At 56.9% G+C, this 19,136-nt stretch carries 16 protein-coding genes; 1 reads left to right on the forward strand and 15 read right to left on the reverse strand.

All coding sequences use genetic code 11. The features are described 5' to 3' along the window. Positions 1-2: 2 nt before the first annotated feature. The 8 genes from rodA to leuS all read right to left on the reverse strand — a co-directional run bounded on the left by rodA (position 3) and on the right by leuS (position 8,681). Entirely contained in the window at positions 3-1,124 is a 1,122-nt protein-coding gene (rodA, locus tag E2H98_RS06365) for a rod shape-determining protein RodA (protein ID WP_232475468.1), read from the reverse strand. After that, a complete protein-coding gene (gene mrdA, locus E2H98_RS06370; protein WP_133593865.1) occupies positions 1,117-2,958 on the reverse strand; it encodes a penicillin-binding protein 2 in 1,842 nt (613 codons plus the stop codon). Before mrdA ends, rodA begins: the two co-directional genes overlap by 8 nt. Positions 2,959-3,024: 66 nt before the next feature. Then, positions 3,025-3,495, reverse strand: a complete 471-nt coding sequence (gene rlmH, locus E2H98_RS06375) for a 23S rRNA (pseudouridine(1915)-N(3))-methyltransferase RlmH (RefSeq protein WP_133593866.1) — start codon at positions 3,493-3,495, stop codon at positions 3,025-3,027. Positions 3,496-3,507: 12 nt separating this feature from the next. Further along, a complete protein-coding gene (gene rsfS, locus E2H98_RS06380) occupies positions 3,508-3,858 on the reverse strand; it encodes a ribosome silencing factor (protein ID WP_133593868.1) in 351 nt (116 codons plus the stop codon). Between the two features lie 48 nt (positions 3,859-3,906). Further along, entirely contained in the window at positions 3,907-4,554 is a 648-nt protein-coding gene (gene nadD, locus E2H98_RS06385; RefSeq protein WP_133593870.1) for a nicotinate (nicotinamide) nucleotide adenylyltransferase, read from the reverse strand. After that, the gene (gene holA / locus E2H98_RS06390; protein ID WP_157591275.1) at positions 4,551-5,570 is read right to left on the reverse strand and encodes a DNA polymerase III subunit delta; all 1,020 of its coding nucleotides are present in this window, start codon (positions 5,568-5,570) and stop codon (positions 4,551-4,553) included. Before holA ends, nadD begins: the two co-directional genes overlap by 4 nt. After that, positions 5,560-6,069, reverse strand: a complete 510-nt coding sequence (locus E2H98_RS06395; RefSeq protein ID WP_157591276.1) for an LPS-assembly lipoprotein LptE — start codon at positions 6,067-6,069, stop codon at positions 5,560-5,562. The genes holA and E2H98_RS06395 overlap by 11 nt, the downstream gene beginning before the upstream one ends. A gap of 23 nt (positions 6,070-6,092) precedes the next feature. Beyond that, on the reverse strand, positions 6,093-8,681 hold the full coding sequence (leuS, locus tag E2H98_RS06400) for a leucine--tRNA ligase (RefSeq protein ID WP_133593878.1): 2,589 nt from the start codon (positions 8,679-8,681) through the stop codon (positions 6,093-6,095). A 271-nt stretch (positions 8,682-8,952) separates the two neighbouring features. Between leuS and E2H98_RS06405 the strand changes: the two genes are divergently transcribed. Continuing rightward, positions 8,953-9,726, forward strand: coding sequence for a YdcF family protein (locus E2H98_RS06405; protein WP_157591277.1), 774 nt, complete (start codon positions 8,953-8,955; stop codon positions 9,724-9,726). A gap of 45 nt (positions 9,727-9,771) precedes the next feature. On the opposite strand, the gene E2H98_RS06410 is transcribed toward E2H98_RS06405, so the two are convergent. The 7 genes from E2H98_RS06410 to E2H98_RS06440 form a co-directional block, all read right to left on the reverse strand. Continuing rightward, entirely contained in the window at positions 9,772-10,551 is a 780-nt protein-coding gene (locus E2H98_RS06410; RefSeq protein WP_232475469.1) for an IS4 family transposase, read from the reverse strand. After that, complete coding sequence (locus E2H98_RS06415; protein WP_157591250.1) at positions 10,530-10,946, reverse strand: hypothetical protein; 417 nt, start codon at positions 10,944-10,946, stop codon at positions 10,530-10,532. Before E2H98_RS06415 ends, E2H98_RS06410 begins: the two co-directional genes overlap by 22 nt. Positions 10,947-11,167: 221 nt before the next feature. After that, positions 11,168-15,298 carry an EAL domain-containing protein gene (locus E2H98_RS06420; protein WP_162848155.1) on the reverse strand — a complete coding sequence of 1,377 codons (4,131 nt, stop codon included), beginning with the start codon at positions 15,296-15,298 and terminating at the stop codon, positions 11,168-11,170. A 122-nt stretch (positions 15,299-15,420) separates the two neighbouring features. Continuing rightward, positions 15,421-16,494 (reverse strand): alanine racemase, encoded by a 1,074-nt coding sequence (gene alr / locus E2H98_RS06425; protein ID WP_133588721.1) that lies wholly within the window; start codon positions 16,492-16,494, stop codon positions 15,421-15,423. 173 nt (positions 16,495-16,667) lie between these two features. Then, entirely contained in the window at positions 16,668-17,459 is a 792-nt protein-coding gene (locus tag E2H98_RS06430) for a LytR/AlgR family response regulator transcription factor (RefSeq protein WP_133588719.1), read from the reverse strand. Beyond that, complete coding sequence (locus tag E2H98_RS06435) at positions 17,456-18,604, reverse strand: sensor histidine kinase (RefSeq protein ID WP_198325250.1); 1,149 nt, start codon at positions 18,602-18,604, stop codon at positions 17,456-17,458. Before E2H98_RS06435 ends, E2H98_RS06430 begins: the two co-directional genes overlap by 4 nt. Continuing rightward, a complete protein-coding gene (locus tag E2H98_RS06440; RefSeq protein ID WP_133588717.1) occupies positions 18,601-19,008 on the reverse strand; it encodes a hypothetical protein in 408 nt (135 codons plus the stop codon). The genes E2H98_RS06435 and E2H98_RS06440 overlap by 4 nt, the downstream gene beginning before the upstream one ends. Positions 19,009-19,136: the final 128 nt, after the last annotated feature.

A 19,136-nucleotide genomic window follows, 5' to 3' on the forward strand; every position in this document is an offset into this window, starting at 1 on the left:
CCTTAACTCGATAGCAGACGTCGATGCGTGTGCAAGGACATCAGTAAACCAAACCCGGCCAACAATGTCACGGACGAGGTGCCGCCATAACTGACCAGCGGTAGCGGCACACCCACTACCGGCAACACGCCAATCACCATGCCGATATTGACGATGACGTAAACCGAAAACGTCAGTGTGATGGCACCGGCCAGCAAGCGTGAATAGGTATCCTGGGCATTGCTCGCAATGTACAGGCCGCGCCAGACAATAAACGCAAATAGCACCATCAACAACACGGCACCGAGAAAGCCAAATTCTTCACCAAATACGGCGAAAATAAAATCGGTGTGCCGCTCCGGAATGAACTCCAGCTGCGACTGCGTGCCTTGCATGTAACCTTTTCCGTACAGGCCACCGGAACCCACGGCGATTTTCGATTGGATAATGTGATAGCCAGAGCCGAGTGGATCCTTTTCTGGATCGAGAAAAGTCAGCACGCGCTGCTTCTGGTAATCGCGCATATAGAAAAACCACAGCATAGGTGCCGCAGCGGCAGCCAGCAACGCCGAAGAGGCCACCAGCTTCCATTGCAAGCCAGCCAACCACAAGACAAAAAAGCCGGAAGCAAAGATCAGCAACGATGTGCCTAAATCAGGTTGGATGGCGATCAGCACCACCGGTACGATAATCAATAATAACGCCACCACAATTTGCTTTAAGGTTGGTGGCAACGGTTTCTCGGCGAAATACCATGCCAGCATCATCGGCACCGCCAGCTTCAACAATTCTGATGGCTGAAAGCGAAAGAAACCGAGATCGATCCAGCGCTGCGCACCCTTGCCAATGACGCCGGTGAATTCAACCACCAGCAACATGATGATGCCGGCGAGATAAATGGCCGGTGACCACAGCTTCAGAATCCGTGGAGGAATTTGCGCCAACACCACCATGACGCCCATGCCAACGGCCAAACGCGCCAACTGTTTATTGACCGTGCTGTCGCCGCCAGCGCTGTAAACGATGCCGAGAGCCAGTGCCATCAGCAACATCAGCGCCGTCAATAGCGTGGTATCCAAATGTAGACGCCAGGCCAGATTATGGCGCTCTTTATGGGTGTGGATACGGCTGGCAAAATCAGTCACGGCCGTTTTTCTCCAGGTAAGCATCGATCACACGACGAGCCAGAGGTGCAGCATTGGAACCGCCGCCGCCCATGACGTTTTCGACCAGCACGATAACGGCAATTTTCGGTTTGTCGTAAGGCGCGTAGCCGACAAACAAGGCGTTGTCGCGAAACCGTTCTTCGACTTTGGTGGCATCATATTTGGCGTCCTGCGCATAGGAGGCAACCTGTGCCGTACCGGTTTTTCCAGCCGCCAGGTAATCAATACCGGTGAATGCTTTGCGTGCCGTACCGCGCGCGCCGTGAACCACGTCTTTCATTGCATCGCGCACCAGTTTCAGATGTTCCGGCGGAATGGCATTCAACTGATGTTCGGCCAGTTGTGCCGGCAAATCCTGACGGTTATCCATGACGCCGAGCGCATCGACCAGTTGCAGTTGGTAACGCTTGCCGCCGTTCGCCAATGCGGCCGTTGAGCTGACCAGTTGTAGCGACGTTGCGTTCCAATAGCCCTGACCGATCCCCACACTCAAGGTTTCACCGGGATACCAGGCTTGTTTTCGTGCCCTTCGCTTCCATTCACTGGACGGCAACAGACCGCTGGCTTCTTCATAAACATCAAGTCCGGTTTTCTGGCCGAAACCAAAACGCTGCATATAGTCGTGCAACACATCAATGCCCATACGATTGGCCATGTCGTAAAAGTAAGTGTCGCAGGAGATGATGATCGACGTGTGTAAATCGACCCAGCCGTGGCCACCGAGATGCCAGTTGAAGTCGCGGTATTTTCGTTCATCGCCAGGCAGCTGATACCAGCCCGGGTCCCAGACTTTGCGTGAAGGTTGGGTGACACCAGACATCAAACCAGCCAAGGCCAGATGCGGTTTGACGGTTGAACCCGGCGGATAAACACCGTTGATGGCGCGATTGAACATTGGCGCATCGGGCGATTCATTCAGGGCGCGATAAGAAAGTGAATCGATACCGGTGACGAACGGATTCGGATCAAAACCCGGCGCGCTGACCAGCGCCAATACACCGCCGTCGTTCGGATCGATCGCGACGATAACGCCGCGTTGCTCGCCAAGCATCGACAACGCGGCAAACTGCAACTCGCTATCCAGATGCAAATGCAGATCTTTGCCATCGATCGGCGCGACACGATTCAGCACGCGTACCAGCCGATCGTGAACGTCGGTTTCGATTTCCTGATAACCGACCGCGCCGTGCAACACCTGCTCATAGAAACGTTCGAGCCCGACCTTACCGATATGGGAAGTGGCCGCATAATTGGCCTGATCAAGTTTTTCCCATTCGCGATCATTGATGCGGCCAACATAGCCAATGGCATGTACGAATTGCTCACCGAATGGGTAGTGCCGAATCAACTGGCCGCGCAAACTGACGGCCGGAAACCGGTGCTGGTTGACCGAGAATTGTGCGACTTCTTTTTCACTCAATCGAGTGCGAATTGGAATCGCCCGGCCTTTGCGACGCTGGCGTCGTTCCTGAGCGAAACGTTCCCGATCATCATCGCTGATGGTGATGACGCTGCTCAACTCCTCAATCAGCGCATCGACATCGCGGGTTTTTTCCAGCATCACTTCCAGGCTGAAGCTGGTGCGATTTTCGGCGAGCACGACGCCATTGCGGTCGTAAATCAGGCCGCGGGTCGGTGCCAAGGGTATGGTGCTGATGCGATTGCGATCGGCTTTGGCGACGTATTCTTCGTAGCTCAGGACTTGCAGATAGAACAAGCGCCCGACCAGCGCCAGAAACAGGATCAGCACCACAGCGCCGGCCATCAGCGCGCGTCGATAAAACAATCCGCCTTCGGTCACCGGATCTTTCATGCGCACGCGGTACGTCAAAACGGCCAATCTCGCTTCAGGTTAAGAACCGCTATTATCGTCGCAAGCTCAGGCACGATGATAGGGATGGTTGATCAAAATTGTGTGGGCCCGGTACAACGCTTCGGCGACGACAATGCGCACCAACGGATGCGGCATCGTAAGCGCCGACAATGACCAGCGCTGTTCGGCTCGCTGCAACAACTCCGGCGCCAGTCCGTCGGGTCCGCCAATCAGCAGCGCGACATCGCGACCATCAAACATCCAGTACTGCATTTGCTGTGACAGTTGCTCGGTAGTCCAGGCTTTTCCTGTGACATCGAGCGCGATGATTCGTTCATTGCCTTTCAGCGCGGCGCTGAGCATCGCGGCCTCTTGCGCCATCAAGCGTGGAATATCGGGATTTTTGCCGCGTTTCGGCAAATCGAACTCCTGCAGTTCGAGCCGGCATTCGGCCGGTAACCTGCCGGCGTATTCGAGAAAGCCGGTCGTCACCCAGCCGGGCATTTTGTTGCCCAGACACAGCAGGCGGATTTTCACGTCAGCGTAACCTTATTCCGCTTTGGCGGCCGTACCCCAGTTCGGATCCCAGAGTTTTTCCAGCTGATAGTAATCGCGGGTTTCGCGCAACATCACGTGCACGATGACATCGCCGAAATCGACCAGAATCCATTCGCCGGTGTCCATGCCTTCAACACCAATCGGCGTCACACCGAGTTCGTTCTTCAGCACGTCAGTGATGTGGTTGGCAATCGCGCGGGTATGTCGATTCGAGGTGCCGCTACAGATGATCATGTAATCGGCCAGGCTGGTCATTTCGCTGATATTCAGGCAACTGACTTCGCGCGCCTTCATTTCGGCGAGTTCCGTCAGTACCCGTTCTTGCAATGGCTGTTTGCTCATAGCGCTCCTGTTCAGGTTTTCCCCCAGCTTCTGCTGCGGGGATAGGGTTCAGCCGGCGAGCGGCTGACGGTACAACTGATGCTGCTCAATATAATGATAAACCGCTTTCGGCAATCCGGCCGGCTGGCGTCCTTCAGCGAGTTCACAGCGAATCGCGCTGGACGACAGTTCGATTTTCTCCATCGGACAAAAAAAGGTCTGGCCGTGTTCGCTGGCTCGCACCGATTGCAGCGTATCCGCCGACAACTTCTGGCGCATCTGCCAACGCTGCTGCAAGCTGCTCGACAACTCATCGTGCTCGCCATCGCGGGCCAGCACGATGAAATGGGCATTGGCGATCAGCGTTTCGCCCTCATGCCAGCGTTCAAGACTGGCGAACGCATCCCAACCAATGATGAATACCGGCGCGATTTGCAAAGCCTGAAAATGACGCCAAGTGGCAATCGTGTAATGGACACCGGTTTGCTGCAACTCAAACGTATCAACGGCCAAGGATGCCTGCTCAGCGATCGCCAGTTGCAGCATCGCCAAGCGATGCTCAGCACTGGCGTGGGCGCCGGCCTTGAATGGTGATTGAGACGTCGGCAACAGAAAAACGGTTTGACCGCTGGCGTCGGCGACAGTGTGCGCGACACGCAAATGCCCTTGATGCACCGGATCGAAACTGCCGCCAAGCAACAGTCGGATCGATTTCATGCCGCCACCTGAAGGCCGGCAATGCGCAACAATAATTGCTCGATAAGCCGCGCCGGATTGTGCTGCAGCACACCTTTCAAGGCTTGATCGATCTGACTCAATTGCTGCAGCAGATGCTGAATATCGGCCACACTCAAACGCTTGCAGGCCTGCATGAACGGCCCCTGGCGCTGCCGCCAGACATTGACGGCGCGTAACGCGTTCGCCGACGACTCACCTCGCGCCAGCAGAAAACGCAATTGCGCCAGTTGTTGCAGATCACGCGCCAACACTCCAGAGAGCGTGCGCATATGGCTTTGCCCGTCTTCGGCGAGCAAGCCCTGCCACATTCTGAGCACCCGGGCGCTGTCGCCATTAAACGCCAAATCGACGATATCGAATAACTGATAACGGGCGTTTTCGGAGGCAACGTTGCGGATCTCATCGGCGCTGATCGGCTGCTGACCGTAAAGCAATTTCAATTGCGTCAGCAACTGGCTGCACGCCAGCAAATTACCTTCAAACCAGTGCAACAATTGTTCGCGGCCAGCGGCATCGATAGTCAGTTGTTCACGCTGCAAACGATCGGCAAGCCAGCGTGGAAACGCCTGCACATCAACCGTCACGACCGGCACCAGCATGAAACGATCAAGCAAGGCCCGGCACCAGACGGATTCCATTTCCTTGCGCTTCAGCTCGGGCAATACGACGACGGTCAAGGTATCGACATCATCGCTCTGCGAGCGCGCCTGCAGAAACTGCTGGCCGTCTTTATTCGGCGTTTGCGAGAAATGGTATTCCTGAATTTTGCGACTGGCGAATAGCGAGAAATTGGCCGCGCCCTGATCGAGCGCGGCGAAATCGGTTTGCTTGTCAATCGTGAACACATCGCGCTCGGTGAAGCCCTGCGCTTTCGCCGATTGACGTATCGTATCGAGCGCTTCTTCACGCAGCAGCAGCTCATCGCCGATCACCACCAGCCCGGCCGGTATCGCCTTGCCGAGCTGAGCGCTCAGCGCACTCGGGTCAACGCGCATCGGCCCGCTTGAGTTCACTGGCTTGATACGACACTTGCCGCAGCAGGCGCGCGGCGATTTCGCGCTGCATTTCGCGCACCAGCAGCGCTTCTTCTTCGGCCTTGCCAAGCAAGTCGGTATTGTCGAAGTTGTATTCACGCCGGGCATCGACGCTGCGCGGCTGCTGATCGCTCAGCTGATTCAGTGCGCCGAGTTTGAACGTTACGGTCAGAATCAATTCGTAATCCTGGGCACGGCCAAATTCGCCAACGGTTTGCGTACGACGGGTCAGGCGCGCATTATCGATACGCAGCAGAACTTCTGCCGCGTCAGCCGAGTCGACCAACGTCATCTCGGTTTGCTCAATGCTTTCCTGAATGGTCAGCAACAGCGATTCTTCCGTTGCCGGCGCCTCGACAAACACTTTCGCGTCCTCAAGGCCCGGCAGCGAACCGCGCAGACGAAAACCGCAGGCCGTCAGCAGCAACAATGCCGAAACGATCAGCAGCGTTCTTTTCATGCCACATCCGTTCATGCCGCCACTCATGCAACAACCAGGTTCAGCAATTTGCCGGGCACATAAATCGCTTTGCGCAGCGTTTTGCCTTCCATCTGCTTTTGCACGCTGTCGTTTGTCAGTGCCAGTGATTTAATCGCCGCTTCATCGGCATCAGCAGCGACATCCAGGCGCGCACGCAATTTGCCATTGACTTGAACAACGATGGTCAGCACTTCCCGCACCAACGCGCTTTGGTCGACTTCCGGCCAATCACTCTGGTGAATGTAGTGTTCATGACCCAAGTGCTGCCACAGCGCATGACAAATATGCGGGGTAATCGGGCTCAGCATCAACACGGCCATTTCCAGTGCGTGCTGCACCACGGCGCGATCCTGTTCATCGACCGCGACAAACTTGCCAATCGCATTCGACAATTCCATGACCGCGGCAATCGCCGTGTTGAACGTGTAGCGGCGCTGCATGTCATCGCTGACTTTCGCCAGCGTTTCATGGGTTTTGCGATACAGCTCACGCTGCTGCTCGCTCAAATTGGCGACATCCAGCGGTTTCACCAGGCCAGCGCTGCGATGCTGGAACACCTGCCGCCACAAGCGACGAAGAAAACGGTGCGCGCCTTCAACGCCGGCATCGCTCCATTCCAGCTGCATCTCTGGCGGCGCTGCGAACATCATAAACAGGCGCACGGTGTCGGCACCGTATTTGTCGATCATTTTCTGCGGATCAACACCGTTGTTTTTCGACTTCGACATTTTCTCGGTGCCGCCGATATGCACGGCCTGACCATCACCGACAAAATGCGCAGAAATCGGCCGCGCTTTGTCATCGAGTTCGACTTCGACATCGCCCGGATTGAACCAGGTTTTCTTGCCGTCGGCATCGATGCGGTAATAGGTTTCGGCAACGACCATGCCTTGCGTCAGCAAGCGCGTGAACGGCTCGTCGGAATCCACCAAACCTTCATCACGCATCAGTTTGTGGAAAAAGCGCGCGTACAACAGGTGCAAAATCGCGTGCTCGATACCGCCGATGTATTGATCGACCGGCGTCCAGTATTTGGCCCGCTCATCGAGCATCTGCTCTTTATTGCCCGGGCAGGAATAGCGGGCGTAATACCAGCTCGATTCCATGAAGGTATCGAACGTGTCAGTTTCGCGCTCGGCCGGACGACCACAGTTCGGACAGGTGCAGTTTTTCCAGGAATCCAGTTGTTTCAGCGGTGAACCAGCACCAGTGATTTTGACATCCAGCGGCAGCGTCACCGGCAGTTGGTCATCCGGTACCGGCACGGCGCCACAATCGCCGCAGTTGATCACCGGGATCGGACAACCCCAGTAGCGCTGACGGGAAACGCCCCAATCACGCAAACGGAAGTTGACGCGCTTTTCCCCTAAGCCTTTTGCGCTCAAATAAGCATCAAATTTCGCCAAGGCCGCATCGAAATCCAGACCATCGAACTCGCCGGAATTGATCGTGATACCACGCTCGGTATAAGCACTCTGAGTCAAATCGATGGCATCGCCGTTGACCGGTTTGATCACTTGCTTGATCGACAAACCGTACTTGGTAGCGAACTCCCAATCGCGCTGATCGTGACCGGGAACGGCCATGACTGCACCGGTGCCGTATTCCATCAACACGAAATTGCCGATCCAGACCGGGATTTTGTCGCCGTTGACCGGATGCACGACATGGAACGGCGTCGCGACGCCTTTTTTCTCCATGGTCGCCATGTCGGCTTCCATCGTCGTCTGGGTTTTGCATTGCTCGATGAATGCCGCGATGTCCGGATGCGTTTTCGCCGCCTCCAGCGCCAGCGGGTGTTGCGCGGCGATTGAGACAAACGTTGCGCCCATCAGCGTATCGGGACGGGTGGTGAACACTTCCAGATTGCCGTCACGGCCATCCAGCGGGAAACGAATAACCAGGCCTTCGCTTTTGCCGATCCAGTTGCGCTGCATGGTTTTGACCTGATCCGGCCAGCCATCAAGCATGTCCAAATCACTCAACAATTCTTCGGCGTAATCGGTGATTTTCAGGAACCACTGCGGAATTTCCCGGCGCTCGACCAGCGCACCGGAGCGCCAACCGCGGCCATCAATGACTTGTTCATTGGCCAGTACCGTTTGATCAACCGGGTCCCAGTTAACCACGGCCATTTTTTTGTAGGCGATGCCTTTTTTCATCAGGCGGGTAAAGAACCACTGCTCCCAGTGGTAATACTCCGGTTTGCAGGTGGCCAGTTCGCGCGACCAGTCGTAACCAAAACCCAAACGATTCAACTGGCCTTTCATATAGGCCATGTTGTCGTCGGTCCAAGCCGCCGGCGGTACGCCGTTTTGAATCGCGGCGTTTTCGGCTGGCAGACCAAAGGCATCGAAGCCCATCGGTTGCAGTACGGCTTTGCCAAGCATGCGTTGTACGCGCGAGACGACATCACCGATGGTGTAATTGCGCACATGGCCCATGTGCAGACGACCGCTCGGATAAGGGAACATCGACAGGCAGTAAAATTTTTCTTTGTGCTCGTCCTCGGTGGCCAGGAACGCATCGGTGTCAGACCACAGCGTCTGCACTTTCGGTTCAATCTGTTCGGGGTGGTAATGTTCTTCCATTATCGTCATTGTCTACGCCTGAAACTGAAAGGTTGAGTTATTCGATGATGTCGCCGCCACCGGCGACCGCCCGAAAGCCGGGCAAATTAGTGATGAAGGTCGCCGTAAACCGGGCTCGCTGCCGTTACACTGCCGACGCCGGGCGCGCAGTGTAACGCATGCCCGCCGCGCTCGCCTTGCCAGTGTTAAGCTTACCGTAGGCCGGGCCGCCGGTGCTATGCGCCGGTTCGCGCCAAACCCGAATTTCAGCCACTTTGCGACGATAAACATCATGCATTGGGACATCATTGCCATCTACACCGTGAAATTGCTGTTGTTGCCACCGGGCATCAACCTGCTGTTGATTCTGCTGGCGTTTTGGGTTGGACGCTGGTCGCGGGCACTGTCGATTGCTCTATTCTCATTGAGCCTGGCAACGCTGTACGCCTTCAGTACCCCTTTCGTTGCCCAGGGGCTGGTGTCTCAGCTGCAACCCACGACGGCGCTGCGCCTGAGCCTGCAGGCCGCCGATCAGAAAGATACCGCGATTGTTGTGTTGGCTGGTGGCCGCCGCAACGCCGCGCCGGAATTCGATGACATCGACACGGTCAGCCCGCGCACGCTGGAGCGGCTGCGCTACGCCGCCCGCTTGCAACGGCAAACGCATCTGCCTGTGCTATTGAGTGGCGGCAAGGTATTCGGCGAATCGACTGCCGAAGCGGTGCTGATGAACGACAGCTTTATCAGCGATTTTCGCGGCGCCCCGCACTGGCTGGAAACCAAGAGCCGTAACACCCGCGAAAACGCCGAGTATTCGGCAAAGATTCTGAAAGAGAATAATATTTCGACGATTTATCTGGTCACCGATGCGACTCACATGCCACGCGCCCAATACTGGTTCGAGCAACACAGCCTGAAAGTGATCCCGGCGCCAACCGGCTTCAACCGCGATGGCAGCGGCAACATCGGCCCGCTGGCATGGGTGCCGAATGCCAGGGCATTGGAGATGAGCAGCAATGTGTTGCATGAACGGCTCGGATTGCTCTGGGCGACGATGACCGGCTAAGAAGCCAAAGTAGGTTCGGATTTATCCTGAGGGATCCCCACGAATTTATGCATATTCGACCTTCGTCATATCCTGTAATGCTTGTCGCATAAGGGCAAGACGGAAGGTAAATCTGTTGCGCACGACGTTCCATCCCAGTTTCAGCGCCGAGAGCACGCGCCGTTTCGTCTCGGTGTTGGCTTGGTAGTCTTTCTGCATTTGCTGCGATTCGGCGTAACGACCGATCACCGTCAAGGTAAACAACGCCACCGCCGCCACGATTAACAGGTTTTCGATCTTGTGCCTCAGATAACTGCGCATTTCCTCGAAGCGCCACCCCAAATGGGATTTGGTGTCGCGGAAGCTTTCTTCGATTTTCATCCGCTGTTTATAGATGGCCACTATCTCCTGACTGCTCAAGTCGGACAGCGAGTCTGAGCTGGCCAACACCCAGGGTTCCTTTGCCCGCCGCTTCGCTTTCAGCACATTGGCATCCCGGCTGACAGCACGGTGCCGGTGTCGTTTGCTGTCGGTCGATTTGCTTTTATACAGGTGCAACGTACAACGGTGAGGATGGGTTTTGGCAAGCCGCACATCGCCAATCCGGCGCGCTATTGCCGTGGCGGTTTCATGCAAGGTCTGACAGGCTTGCCAGTCCTTGTCCAACCGCTTTTGGTAGCAAACTTGGCCTCGGATTCGGGCCACCCAATGCCAACCGTGCTTTTCAATCGCTTTGAACCAAGGATTGCGAAAGCCGGCATCCATGACCAGAATGGGCACACTTCCCGCTGGCAGGATCTGAGCCAGGTTTGCCAGCACCGTTTTCATGGTCTTGGCTTTGTCCATGCGCCCGCGCCTGTACACTTCTTCATAAATGGCGAGCGCGCGTCCTTTTTGAGTGCCGCCACCCGTAATACGTATTGCTCACTACCGGGATGCACTTGACTCCAGTCCAGCAGCAACAGCGGTCGAGTTTGCGTGCCTGGCAGGAAATGAGCAAGCCATGCATAGAGCGGCGTCCGCTCGCTGTGCAGATGGCGGTTATCCATCAGCCGGTCGACCGTTTTGATCGCGTGCTTGACCGAACCGCCGTTGGCCAAGCGCCGCCCGAGCGCTGCGATACCCACGACCCGATAGAGGCAAGACGTCGCCACCACGGCACTCAAAATCGCGCGCCGCGCACTGTGCATCCGCGGTAGCCAATCACTCAGCCAATCGTTTACCATCTTTCGCACAAACACGATTGCTCTCTCCGATTCCGTTTGGTTTCGTCACCGGATCTGATCGGCTGCAATCGTGTTTGTTCCATAATCCCTTGAATTTTTTCGGCTTTTCGTGGGGATTCCTCAGGATTTATCCGGACATCCGGAAGCGACGCACAATTGTCCGGCCATTGTGCGAATAAATTCGCACCTACCTCGCTTCTCAGTAATTCGCATCGACACGTAACCGGGCAGCATGCTCAATGATGGCGTTGCAGCATGGCCATGACATCGTTGGCGGGCAACGGCTTCGACAGCCAGTAGCCCTGCAATTCTTCGCAACCTTCTTCGCGCAGGAAATGCAATTGTTCACTGGTTTCGACGCCTTCGGCGACAACGGTCAGTTTCAAGGAATGCGCCATCGCGATGATGGTGCGGATGATCGTCGCGTCGTCTTCATCGACGGTGATGTCACGGACAAACGCTTTGTCGATTTTGATCGTGTCGATCGGCAGACGCCGCAAATAGGACAACGACGAATAGCCGGTGCCGAAATCGTCGACGGCCAAGCGCACGCCCATCGCACGTATCGCGTTCAATCGCCCGACAGCTTGCGCAGCATTGGTCATGACCAGGCTTTCGGTCAATTCCAGATGCAGCCATTTCGGATCGAGTTGATAGCCGTTCAGAATCTGCTGAATCTGTTGCGACAAATCACCATGCATCAATTGTCGGATCGATAAGTTGACAGCGATCGGCACCATTGGCAATTCGACTTGCTGTTGCCAATCTGATAATTGCTGACAGGCATGACGCAACACCCATTCGCCGATCGGAATAATCAGACCGGTATCTTCCGCCAGCGGAATGAATTCATCAGGCGGAATCGAACCAAGCTCGGCACTACGCCAACGTAGCAGCGCTTCAAGCCCCGTGATTTGCCCGCTGGCGATATTCATTTTTGGCTGGTAATGCAGCGTGAACTCATCGCGCTCCAGCGCTTTGCGTAAGGCCGATTCCAGTGTGATGCGCCGGCGCATCGCTTCGTTCATCGCCGAAACGAAAAACTGGAAATTGTTCCGGCCCTGTTCTTTGGCGTGATACATCGCCATGTCAGCGTTTTTCAATAGCGTCGCGGTGTCGTCGCCATCATCCGGGTAAACCGAAATACCAATCGACGGCGAAATCACCACTTCATGACCGCCCAGATCAAACGGTTTCTCGCAGGCTTTCAGAATCTTGCCGGCAACGACACCAACCGACTCTACGGTCACGATGTCTTCCAACATGACGGTGAATTCGTCGCCCCCCAAGCGCGCAACCGTATCTTCTTCACGGACATTGGCTCGCAAACGATTAGCGACTTGTTTGAGCAACAAATCACCGGCGGAGTGACCGAGCGAATCGTTGATTTGCTTGAAGCGGTCGAGATCCAAAAACAGCAGCGCCACACGTTGCTGATTGCGCCGGGCATGAGCAATGGCATGACGCAGGCGTTCGTTGAACAGGGTGCGATTGGGCAGACTGGTCAGCGTGTCGTAACTGGCCAACTGCCGCAGCTCCTCTTCCTGCCGGCGCTTATCCGATACGTCCTTCATCGTACCGGCCATGCGCAGCGGGTGGCCGGCATCATCGCGTTCGACGACCCGGCCGCGATCGAGCACCCAAATCCAGCGACCTTGCGCATCCTGCAAGCGGTATTCGGTTTCGAAACTGTCGGTTTCGCCAGCGAGGTGTCGTTTCAACGCGGCCAGCGCGCGCGGCGCATCGTCCGGATGCAGTTTGTTTTCCAGCCAGGCGATCGATTGCTCCATGTCCTGTTCCGGTAACCCGAGCAAACGGTCGACACCAGAGCGATGCAATTCGCCGGTTGCGACGTTCCAGTCCCAGAGTGCGTCACCGCTACCCCATAGCGCCCATTTCAGCCGCTGCTCGTTCAGCCGTATCGTTTCGGCAGCCGACATGCGCTCGCGGCTGCGCCGATACATGGACCAGGCCCAAAAGCTGAGCATCGCCAGCAGGGTGACCGCGTAAACGGTCTTCGACCAAGCATTCCACCACCACGGTGCGCGCACCTGAATGTCGATTTGCAAAGGCTTCGATGACCAGACGCCGTCATGATTGCGGGCCATGATTTCCAGCGTGTAGTTGCCGGCATCAAGATTGGAATACACCGCTTCCCGGCGCGTGCCGGACTCAATCCAGCGCTCGTCCAAACCCAACAAACGATAACGGTATTGAATGCGGTGAGAAGCAACGTAATCGATGCCAGCCCATTGCAACGTCAGCACCCTCTGCTCGAAATCGAAACTGATCGTTTGCTGTTTCTCGCCGAGCAGAATTACTTCTGGTTGACTGCCGACCTGATATGACACCAGATGCATCGGCACATCTTTCAACTCCGGTTGAATTTGCTCCGGTGTGAAAATATTGAAACCGCGTACACCACCGAACAGAAATTCGCCGCGCCGATTGACGAACGCCGAGCCGCCGTTGAATTCATTGCTTTGCAAACCGTCAAAGCGGTCGTACTGGGTGGCACTGACTTCATGGCGATCGAAACGGATCAGGCCCTGATTCGAGCTAAGCCAAAGCATGCCGAGTTTGTCTTCGCGCACGGCATAAATGGTGTTGTCCGGCAGGCCATCTTCTTTGCTGTAACGGGTGAATTGCAATTCCTTGGCACGTCGATCGTGCACGCGGCAAAGCCCGGAATGGGTGCCGAGCCAAATGGTGCCGCCGGCATCCTGATAAACATCGCGAACGACATTGCCGCACAAACTGTTCGGGTCTTGCTGATCGTGCCGATAGCGCTGCCACTCACCATCGGGCAGCAATCGATTCAGGCCGTTAAGCGTGCCGACCCAGAGCGTGTTGTCGCTATCGCGAAACAATGAGAACACCGCGTTATGGGTCAAGGCGTTGGCGCTATGAAAATGGGCATCGATGCGCTCCCAATCACGAATCTTGAACAGCCCGTTGGTGGTACCGGCCCAAATCGTGCCGTCGGCATCGCGCCAAACACTGCGCACATCGGTACGCGCCGCGCCGAGCACATCGGCGTTGAAGCGCCGGGCTTTGAGTGTCGGCGAATGCGTGTACTCAAACAAACCGAAATTACTGGCCAGCAACATGGCCTGATCGTTTATCGGGAAAATATCCTGAACCCGGAACACTTCGTTGCGGACATCTTCGGGCAGCGCCTGCTTCAGCACTTCAGTGTGGTAAACGTAGCGATTTTCCGACGGCACCAAGTGCTTCAATCCACCGCCGTCCATGCCCAGCCAAATGCGATCAGCTTGGTCCTGATAAAGGCTGCGGATATGGTTGCGGTTGCCCTCGTCCATGGTGCCGCTGTATTCACGGTACAACGCGAACCGATCAGCACCGGAATACGCCCGGCCGAGTCCGCGCAACGCGGTACCGGCCCAGAGCAGGCCGTTCGGGTCGAGCATCAGGCTGCGCACCCACATATCCGGCAGGCTGTACGGGTCGGAAGGATGAGTGACGATATGGGTAAAGCGCTTCTCGACCCGCTCGAACAGCAGCAAACCGGCGCTCTGCATACTGAACCAGATTTCGCCGTCATTGCTGCCGGTGATGGCAATGACCGGCATCTGGTTCAACAACGGGTGCTGGATGCGTTCAATGCTGCTGGGGCGATTCATGTCGACGACGTAAGCACCGGCCTCGGTGCCGACCCAGAGCATGTCGTCATGAGACCACAGCGAATACACGACACTGGGAATTTGGCCGGCGCCTATGGAGCGTTCCTGGTTATCCACATCGACATGGCGCAAGCCGCCGCCGCGGGTCGCCAGATATACGCCGCCCCGGCCATCCGGCACCATCGCCATGATCTGTTGGCCTTTCGGGCCCAAATTGTTCAGTGTGATCGGATCATTACCGCTCGGCATCGTGGCGCGCATCAGTCCGGCATCGGTGGCCAGCCAGAGCTGCTGGCCTTCGATGAAAAATGCCCTGATCGAGGCTTGAGTACCTTTCAGATCATTCAGCGGCGCCGGCACCGGCAGGAACTGGCCGAGCTCGATATCGAACAGCAACATACCTTCGGAGTTGGTGCCGATCCAGAGCCGGCGCAGACTGTCTTCGAACAGCGTGGTGAAATAACGGGTGGTCAGGTGTTCGGTATGTTCATTGCCGGCGGCGTCAAGCAAATCGATTAACCGATAGCCGTCGAAGCGTTGCAGACTGGCTTGGGTGGCAATCCAGACGAAGCCGCGCGAATCGCGCATCATGGTGTTGACGGTGTTCTGGGCCAGACCCGTTTCGGTATCGAGCACGTCGAACACCATCGTGTTGCCGGCTGACCAGGCCGGTCGCGCGCACCACAACAGCAGCAATGTGAAAAAAACAAATACGCGCTTCACGCCTGGCTTCGTTTTGAATTGGTCTGGTTTAAGCATAGACGGGCGTGCGAGCGCTTGTCGCGCCGAAAGCGCCAGCGGCCAGCATTTTTATTCGTATTTGCCGGCTTTTCTGCTGATTTTGCTCAAACTGACATGAATGGCACACGGGAAGTCACCCCGCACATCAGTTCGTAGGCAATGGTGCCGGCATGGTCGGCAACCTGTTCGATAGGCAACTCGGCGCCCCAGAGTACAGCGCGGGCGCCAATCGGTAGCTCGGCTTCCGGGCCCAAATCGACCGTGATCATATCCATCGATACCCGACCGACCAATGGCGCGATACGGCCATCGACCCAAACCGGTGTGCCGCTCGGGGCGTGGCGCGGATAGCCGTCACCATAGCCGATGGCGACGACGCCAATGGTGGTGTCGCGCTCGGCAACCCAGGCCGAGCCATAGCCAACCCGCTCACCTTTCTTCAGCCGGCGAGTCGAGAACACCTGCGATTCCAGCGTCATCACTGGCTGCAAGCCGTGTTCAGCGCCATGATGGCCGGGCAGCGGCGAGCTGCCATAAAGCATCAGCCCCGGCCGCACCCAGTCGTAATGGGTTTCCGGCCAGGCCAGCACGCCGGGTGAATTGGCCAGGCTCTTGTCGCCGGGCAGCTCGCGGGTCAGTTGCTGGAACAGCCGGTTCTGTTCGCCGGTCATCGGGTTGTCGATTTCATCGGCACAGGCCAGGTGCGATAACTGACCGACCGGTTGCTGCACCCAAGCCAGCTTGCTCAGGCGCTCAAACGCGTTCATCGCCTGTTCTGGCGGAAAACCCAGGCGGTGCATACCGGTATCGATTTTCAACCAGACTTTGATTGGCGTGTCGGTCGGCGTTTCTTCCAATTCACGCAGCTGTTTTTCATGGTGGACGACGGTGGTAAAACCGCGCTTGGCCATCAGCGGAATTTCGCGTGAGGCAAAAAAGCCTTCGAGCACGACGATTTCATTGCTGACGCCGCCATCGCGCAGCTCCAGCGCCTCTTCAACGCAGGCAACGCCGAGCGCTTCGGCCTCGCGCAGGGCATGGCCAACGCGCAGCAGGCCGTGGCCATAACCATTGGCTTTCAGCATCGCCATGATTTTGGTGTTCGGCGCCAGCAGGCGGATGTGTTGGAGATTATGTTGAAGAGCGCTGATCGAAATCAGCGCGCGGGCAGCACGCATCGGTAAACCTTGTCGGCGAATAAAACGGATTTCGGCGGAAAAACTGGGTTTGCAGTGTACCGTCTGAAGAGACAATTGCCGAGTCAGCGTTGGCGATTTTGCCTGCTTTGTCTATTTGCCAGCAACGAACAAGGCTTGCTGTAACACGGGAACGACTGAGGCGGCCAACGCCCCTACATCTGACGGAACAGGTGCAGGTAACTGCGGCTGACGGGAAGCACCTCGTTGCGTCCCTTGAGATGAATGTCAGCCGTTTCATTGTCGCCGCGCCTGACATGGCTGATGGCGCGAAGGTTGACCACAACCGAGCGATGCACCTGCGCGAACTGCGCAGGGTCAAGTTGCGCGGTGATTTCCTTCAGCGACATGCGCACTAGCGCTTCCGCCGGCTGGCCGTTGTCACCGCGCCAGGCGATCAAGGTGTACTTGGTATCGGAACGCAGGAAGTCGATGTCATCGACCGCGATCAGCCGCACATTGTTACCCATCTGCGCCCGAATCCATTTTAGTGCTGAAGGCACACCACTGCGAAGTTCGGCAATTTGCGCAGTCAGCTGTTGCAGCAGCGCTTCCGTGTTCAGTGCCGGTTCTGCTGCGCGCATGCGCTCTTTTACGCGCGCGACCGTTTCTGCCAGCCGTGCGCATTCCACTGGCTTCATCACGTAATCGAGCACGCCCTGGGCAAACGCTTGCACGGCGTAATGATCGAATGCGGTAACGAATACCAGATGGGCCCGATGGCCAATTTTCTGCGCCGCTTCCACGCCGCTCATGCCGGGCATCTGGACATCGAGAAAGCAAACATCCGGGTGGCGCTCCTCAAAATGCTTTACCGCGTCGCGGCCATTGCGCGCCTCGGCGATGATCTCGAGTTCTGGCCATACTTGTTGCAACTGGCGAGCAAGCGCTTCGCGCAACAAGGGCTCATCATCGGCGATTAATGCTGTCGGCCGGGATGCTGTCATGCTGAAATTCCTCGTGCCGGCAGATCAAGTTCCGCACGTACGCCACGGGGTTGTTGCTCGCTGATGCGCAACTCCGCTTCGTCACCGAAAACCAGTTGCAGCCGCTCGCGTAGTGTCGACAGACCGGTACCCAATCCGCGCCCAGCCTTGCCAAGGCCAATACCGGTATCGCTGACGCGCACCAGGCAGCGTTCGCCTGTGCGCTCCACAAAGATATCAATGCGACCGCCTTCCTCGCTCGGGTCGATACCATGCCGAACGGCATTTTCGACCAGCGTCAACAAGGTCATCGGCGGACAACGCAAACCCGTCGTCGTGCTGTCGACGTGCAGGGCAAACTGCAGCCGATCCGGCATCCGCATGCGCATCAGATCAAGGTAGGCGCGCACCAGATCCAGTTCCAGGCCCAGTGTCGTAACCGGTTCATGCAGTCGTGGCACTGCGGCCCGCAAATAAGCGATCAGGCTGCGCAATACCGACGGCGCCTTCGGCGACCCTGACTCCACCAGTGCCTGCACATTGGCGAGCGTATTGAACAGAAAATGCGGCGCAACCTGCGCCTGCAACAGGTGCAGACGCGCATCGGTTGCCTGACGTTCCAGCTCACTGCGCTCAAGTTCGAATGCCAGCGCCTGGTGGCGGGCGATCGCGTCCTTCTGCCGCACCAGCGCACCGAGTGCGGCCCACGGCGCAAGCAGAACACCGAGCACGGTCAATATCATGAAACCTCCCAACCGATCCTGGACTTGCCAGAACGGCGGTGCGTCCGCAGGTGTGGAAGCCAGATAAATGCAGAACGTGGTTACCGGCATAGCCAAGCCTACCGCGAGAACCTGTAGCACCCACCGCGCCAACCAAGACGGCAAACGGCGCGGCCATTGTTCGAACAGGCCAAAAACCAGCATCGCGACAAAAGCAATACCGACGGTGCGGACCACGATGGACATTACGCCCGACTGCCAGAAAGTCAGTCCCATCAGCAGGCCAAGGCTGAGCGAAACGATAAGCACGAACGACACCCGCCGCCAGTTCAGCAGTAGCGCGATTCCTTTCGGAGCAGGTTTAAGTTTTTTTTGCATGCCTTCAGCATAATCGATGCCGCCCAGGCCGTCGCCAGGCAGTTGAGCACTGGGATACGGCTTCATGCCCAACGCGCCGACGGCGTCCGCACGTAATGCCGGTACAGGTAGCGCCAAGGCAGCACCAACGGCACCAGCACAACCCCCATCGCGCAGGCAAATAGTGATTCCCGGGCATATGCATCAAGCCCTGGACCTGCCCACATCGGCAAGGCAAACGCGACAATCCAGATCACCTTCCACAGCAACTCGAAGATCAGCAAAGGCAACATCTGCAACGGATAACGCAAGCCGAGCAAAGCAACCAGCGCCAGTGCGCCCAGCAAGGAACGAACCACAGAGCCGGGATTGGCAACGACCGATGCCGGCGCAATGATGGACGGCCAGATCGTGATGCCCAAGCCTACTGCGATCAGCAGGTACATTGCTCGCAACAGGTACAGCCGAAATAGACTAACTTCTTCCGACATGGCATCTGCTCTCCGTGAAGGGATGGACTCGCGCAAAGGGGTGCCTTGATTCAGCAACTAGGGAAAAGGCAAAGGCGCGCCCGAGATGAGTATCTGCGAAAACATGCCGAACCCCAATATCCCGAGCG

The organism is Permianibacter aggregans (assembly GCF_009756665.1).
Lineage (GTDB): Bacteria > Pseudomonadota > Gammaproteobacteria > Enterobacterales > Permianibacteraceae > Permianibacter > Permianibacter aggregans.